We start from the raw sequence: 4,945 nt of genomic DNA on the forward strand, positions 1-4,945 counted from the left end.
GGCTAAAAGTCAGCGAAAGTTCTAGCCAATTGAGACAAATCGGCTAGAAGTCGGTGGAAGAATTAGCCAATTAGAACGAAATTAGTTGAAAATAGAATTATCCCCCAGATGTCAGCCTTAAAAGCTTGCCACCTGAGGGATGTTTTATTTATTCAAAAATGTTTGCCGCTAGGACTTGCTTGACCCGCTCTATTTGGAATTGGGTTAATCCGTATTTGGCGAAAATAAATTTATTGATCTCTTTTCTTAAATCTTGACCTGCTAATTGCCGTGTTACTAATTTTTCCAAACTTTTGCGTTCTTTATCCGAAAGTATCGCAATTGGCAGTTCTTCCAAATTTCCCCGCAACACTTTGGGACTTGCAAATAGTATTTGGTTTAGATATTGAAATAGCTGGGAATTCAAAAATGCCATGACCGTTTTGGTGCTATGCGTTGAGACTTTGGGTACTAAAATATTGGCGCTGTTCAAAGTTAAACGCTTCTGGTTATCATAAGCGAAGACGAGATGATTGTTGATAAATTTGTAAATCAGTTTTTCTGGCGAACGATAAATTGATTCGGCCGCTGTTTGTTGAAATTTTGCTGGCTGAAATTCTAAGTAGCTTTGCGGTTGGCGAAGCACAAACGGCTGAACTTCTTTACCAGTGATCAGTGGTTCTGTGCCTTGCGTTTTTTCATGTAACACAAATTCGTGGTTGTTGCCGGTCACTATGCCTAGCCCCCAGATACTGTTTGAAAGATCAGCGTGAGCAGTATGCCAAACGTTTTGCAAGATTTTTCTATCACACGACCTTACTGGCAACAAGTTCTGGTGTGGCAGCGACTTAAATGCTTCTTGTGCTAGTTCGATTTGCTGGGGTCCATTAATAAACGTGACGGTATTATTGGCAGGTTCGCCTTTTCTCAACACCAATAACACGACATCCGACACAACTCCCTGAAATAGCTTGGGTAAGTAGGTAATAGATTTAAGCAAGCCTTTTGTTAAGATCAGCTGTCTGATCGGTTGATGCCTAGTGATATTTAAAATAGAGACCGGCAACACGAAGGCTAACGAGCCGTTCATGTTCAAGGTTTGCAAACTTTTTTCAATGAAATAGGCAAATGAATCAGCCTTTTTAAATTTACTAAAAGCAGCTTCAGTCACTTTTTTCGCACCCCACGGCGGATTGCCTATGATATTGGTGTACTTTTGGACCACAGGTGTTTTTAAATAATCACCCACTTTGATGTCCGGGTATGAATCGTCGTTTGCCGGTGCTTGCAGCAAAATGTTGGCCGTTGCCAGTAGGACTGCAATGGGATCGATATCTCTGCCGTGCAAATTAGCAACTGGGATTGCAAATTTTTTAATTAGTTCGATCAAAAAAATTCCCGTTCCCACTGCCGGATCAAAGAAGTCTTGGTCAGAAGAAAACGACATTTGGCCTAGCAACTTATCAGCTACATCAGCCGGAGTATAGTACAGACCGTTTTTGTTTCGTGCACCTTCTGCTTGCAACGTCTGGTAGAGTGCTCCCAGAAAGTCAGGTTCTTGTAAATCAACTTTGAATAACTTTGAGTCCGGCAATTGTGCTAGATTGGGTACCAGCGCGAGTGCTTCTTGGCAAAAACGTGTTTTGTTTGCTGGACAAATGTTGGCAGAAAAAGTGACTTCATGGACTGCCAACTGGCAAATGAATCTTGTAGGGGCAAGCTTGTTTTCGGCTATGTAGTCAGCAATATCTAGGATCTGTTTTTTATTATCTTTATTAATTATGTATTTGTCTGGGAAAATTTTGCGCAGCGAATCTGTTTTATTAGCACGATGCAGCAATTTTTTGTTGTTACTGCCCAAGCGTTGCCAATTTGCTAAAGTTGCATTGCTGACGGTTCGTTTCATGACTGATCTCCTCAACTTAAAATTATATTTATTCTACCACGAAAGTAGTTGGTTTTTGAAAATAGGGGAGTGAACTATGTTTCGCATACAAAATTATTTTTCTATGAGAGATGGCTAAAAAAATAATCGTATATAAGAATAAAATCTTCATTTAACCCACAAGCGACAATATTTTTGCTATGTTAAACAGGTAACGATCTTTCCCTTACTTTATTTCATGACTAGGGAGTCGTTATCCAACAGTACGTTAATTTGTTATTAAAAAAGAGGCTTTTTTATGTCAGAGAAAAATAAAAGACGACGATTTTCGATGCCGTCTGCGTTTTCGATCTTATTCTTACTGATCGTTGCAATTGCGATCTTAACCTGGATCATTCCGGCTGGAAAATACAATATTGACCAAGCCGGAAATGTTATTAGCCATAGTTATCATTCTGTAGCTAACAAGCCGCAAGGATTATGGGACGTGTTAATGGCTCCCGTGATCGGAATGGTCGGTAATGCGAAGACTACTGGCGCGATATCGATCTCATTGTTCATCCTTGTTATTGGCGGATTCCTAGGTGTTGTCAATCAAACTGGTGCTTTAAATGACGGGATCAAGGTTTTGGTTCATAAATATTCCAAACAAAAGAAAATGTTGATCCCATTGTTAACAGTGCTGTTTGCATTGGGAGGGTCTACTTTTGGAATGTCAGAAGAAACGATGGCATTTTACCCCTTGTTGATCCCAATTATGCAAGCAATGGGTCTGGATTCGTTGGTCGCTGTGGCGATCCCGCAGGTCGGGACGCAGGTCGGAAATTTAGCTTCGACCGTTAATCCGTTTGCGACAGGTGTTGCTTCACAAACGCTCCACATTTCCATGGGTGATGGTTTGATCTCCCGTTTAGTTTTACTAGCGCTTACGTTAGTTTTTTCTATTTGGTACATTTATCATTATGCTGCTAAGATCGAAAATGATCCGACGAAATCGTTACTATATGCAAATAAAGATGCTAGCGAGCTTCAATCCTATGAGGAAGAAATTGAAGATATACCAAAGTTGAGCAAGGGACAAAAACATGTCCTTTGGCTCTTTGGACTAACATTTGTCATTATGATCATTGGCTTGGTGCCGTGGCAGACTATTAACCCGAACTGGACATTTTTTGAGACATTTTTAAAATGGTTGAGAAATGTACCATTTTTAGGTGCCTTAATTGGCAAAGATACCGTGGCGTTTGGCAGCTGGTATTTCAACGAGATCACGATGTTGTTTTTAGGGATGTCGATCTTGATCAAGTTTGTTTACCACATACCTGAACAAAAATTTGTTGATTATTTCATGGATGGAGTCAAAGATTTTGCCAGCGTTGCGATAGTTGTTGCATTAGCTCGTGGAATTCAGGTAGTCATGGATGCCGGCATGATCACAGATACAGTTTTACATTGGGGCGAGTTAGCCTTGCAAGGTTCGAACAAAATCATGTACACTTTAGCAACTTATGTTTTCTATTTACCAATGACTTTCTTGATCCCGTCGACCTCCGGTTTAGCAGCAGCTACGATGGGGATTATCGGGCCAATGGGGCATTTTGCCGGAGTTGATTCCAATATCGTTGTCAGCATTTATCAGGCCGCTTCTGGTTTGATCAACATGCTGACACCAACGTCAGCGGTCGTTGTTGGTGCGATGCAGATCGCACATATCAATATTTCGACTTGGTGGAAATGGGCTTGGAAGATGGCGCTGGGGTTACTGCTGATCTCTTGTACTTATTTGGTGATTTTGGCCGTATTGTAAGGAGATAATTAAATGGATAAACAAAGACAGATCAAACTTTTGCAAGACTTGATCAAAATTGAAACGATCGATGATCATGAAAAACAAGTCGTTGATTATTTGGAGAAGTTATTTGTTTCTTATGGCGAGCGTGTTCGTTTTACTCGTGTTCCTTATCAAGAAGATAGGCAAAGCGTTGTAATTTCGATCGGCCCGCAAAATGGTTCATTTACGTTAGGCTTTTCTGGGCATATGGATGTGGTCAATTTAGGCGACCGCTCAGCATGGAAAGACGATCCATTTTCTGGCAAATTGTACGACAATGACAGTAAAATGTATGGTCGTGGAACGACTGACATGAAGAGCGGTCTTGCTGGAATGATCGGAACTTTTTTAACTTTGCTTGATGAAAATGTTGTCTTAAAAGGTGAATTGCGGCTATTGGCGACGGTCGGTGAAGAAACCGGCATGTGGGGTTCAAAAAAATTAACTGAACAAGGTTATGTCAATGACTTGGGTGTTTTGGTGATCGGTGAGGATACGACGAATCTGAATGTAGTCTATGCCAGCAACGGTGACATTGATTATACGATCACCTCCTATGGCAAAGTCGCGATCAGTTCGCAGGCTGGTGCTGGGATCAATGCTTTAGACAACATGCTGGACTTTATCCAACTAGCCAATGAAAAGCTGCGCCATTTGCCAAGGATCCATGAAACATTGGGACCAGTGGTGCATAACGTTACGATGATCTCTGGCGGAGACCAGGTCAACAGTATTCCCGGCAAAATCACGGCTCGTGGAAATATTCGGATCAACCCCTTGTATAGTGTCGCTGAGATCCAACAAATATTGGAGAACGTTGTGGTGCAAGTTAACCAAATGCCGCAGCATAAATTTGAGCTGCAATATGACTATTTAGGCGAGGCAGTCGATGGTGATCTACAAGGTGAGTATGTGACCACGGCTAAATCGATGCTGACTGATATTTTAGGTCACCCGGTCAAGATCGTCGGAGAACCAGGCGCAACGGATGCCTCTAATTTTGTCAAAAGTCCGACTGCACCAACGATGATCGTGGTAGGACCAGTAAATGATTCTGTTCATCAGATCGATGAGTATGTGGACGTTGACGAATATTTGGCAGCAGCAGAGTTCTATGAAAGATTCGCGAAGAAGTATTTAAGTTAAGTGCTAAGAAAGAGTGACCTCGATTAATAGGGGTTGCTCTTTTTTGTCAATAAATTGGCTAAAGGTCAGTGAAAGTTCTAGCCAATTAAAGTAAATCGGCTAAA

Annotated in this window: 3 protein-coding genes; 2 read left to right on the plus strand and 1 reads right to left on the minus strand. The window is 41.4% G+C overall.

Annotation, left to right across the window (positions count from 1 at the left end):
• Positions 1–148: 148 nt before the first annotated feature.
• A complete protein-coding gene (locus FC65_RS08670) occupies positions 149–1,885 on the minus strand; it encodes an N-6 DNA methylase family protein (protein ID WP_056972372.1) in 1,737 nt (578 codons plus the stop codon).
• Positions 1,886–2,162: 277 nt separating this feature from the next.
• Between FC65_RS08670 and FC65_RS08675 the strand changes: the two genes are divergently transcribed.
• Positions 2,163–3,671, plus strand: coding sequence for a YfcC family protein (locus FC65_RS08675; RefSeq protein WP_056972373.1), 1,509 nt, complete (start codon positions 2,163–2,165; stop codon positions 3,669–3,671).
• 12 nt (positions 3,672–3,683) lie between these two features.
• Complete coding sequence (locus FC65_RS08680) at positions 3,684–4,841, plus strand: ArgE/DapE family deacylase (RefSeq protein ID WP_056972375.1); 1,158 nt, start codon at positions 3,684–3,686, stop codon at positions 4,839–4,841.
• The last annotated feature ends 104 nt before the right edge of the window (positions 4,842–4,945 follow it).

Source organism: Ligilactobacillus acidipiscis DSM 15836, from assembly GCF_001435755.1.
GTDB lineage: Bacteria > Bacillota > Bacilli > Lactobacillales > Lactobacillaceae > Ligilactobacillus > Ligilactobacillus acidipiscis.